Annotated in this window: 2 protein-coding genes; both read right to left on the bottom strand. The window is 71.3% G+C overall.

The features are described 5' to 3' along the window. Nucleotides 1-292 (bottom strand): aldehyde dehydrogenase family protein (locus G3N99_RS41185; RefSeq protein WP_206125306.1); only part of this gene is annotated, 292 nt, incomplete at its 3' end. A gap of 38 nt (nt 293-330) precedes the next feature. Beyond that, the coding region (locus tag G3N99_RS41180) for a thiamine pyrophosphate-dependent enzyme (RefSeq protein WP_241012115.1) at nt 331-902 on the bottom strand (572 nt) is incomplete at its 5' end.

Genomic DNA, 902 nt, shown 5'->3' with positions numbered 1-902 from the left:
CCCACCGCGCGGCGGCGCCCGTCTCCGCCGCCATCGCGGCGACCAACTGCTCGTGCTTCGCTTCGAGCGCGGCGGCCGCCTTCAGCAGCAGCGCGCGGCGCGCGCCGGGGCCGAGCGCGGCCCAGTCGGGAAACGCGCGGGCGGCCGCGTCGGCCGCCGCGCGCGCATCGTCGACGGTGCACGCGGGCGCTTCGGACGCAACGTCGCCATCGAGCGGGTTGCGGCGCACGAAGGTCGCGCCGCTGGATGAGTGACGGCGTTCGCCGCCGATCAGCATCGATACGGTTTGCATGGAATCTCCGGAAGGACGCGCATTGCGCATCACATCATTCAGGCAATCTCGACTTCAACCACGACCGGCGTCGCGGCGCGCAGTGCGTCGGTCAGCGTATCGCGCAGAAGCGTCGCATCGGTCACGCGCACGCCGCGGCAGCCCATCCCTTGCGCGAGCGCGACGAAATCCAGGTTCGGCAGATCGGTGCCCTGCACGGGATCGTCCGGGCCGAAGCCGAACACCGGCGCGAAATCCTGCAGCGCCGCGTAGCGCCGATTGTTCAGGATCACGAACGTGATCGGCAGCTTCAGTTGCGCGGCGCTCCACAGTGCCTGGATCGAATACAGGCTCGACCCGTCGCCGATCAACCCGATCACGCGCCGGCCCGGCTGCGCGAGCGCGACGCCGACGGCGGCCGGCATCCCGTAGCCGAGCCCGCCGCTGTCCATCGTGTAGAACGTGCCACTGTGCGTGAACGGCAGGTGTTCCTGCATCACGGCACGTGCGCTCGGCGCTTCCTCGACGACGATGTCGTGCGCGTCGCGCACGTCGGCGAGCGTCTGCAGCGCGAACGCGACCGACATGCGCTCGCCGGCGGCCGGCGGTTCGACACGCGCGCGCGGCGGCC

The sequence above is a fragment of the Burkholderia sp. Ac-20392 genome, assembly GCF_017104585.1.
Taxonomy (GTDB): Bacteria; Pseudomonadota; Gammaproteobacteria; order Burkholderiales; family Burkholderiaceae; genus Burkholderia; species Burkholderia lata.
Note: the sequence above shows the minus strand (reverse complement) of the source record. Positions and strands in the feature narration are given on the sequence as shown.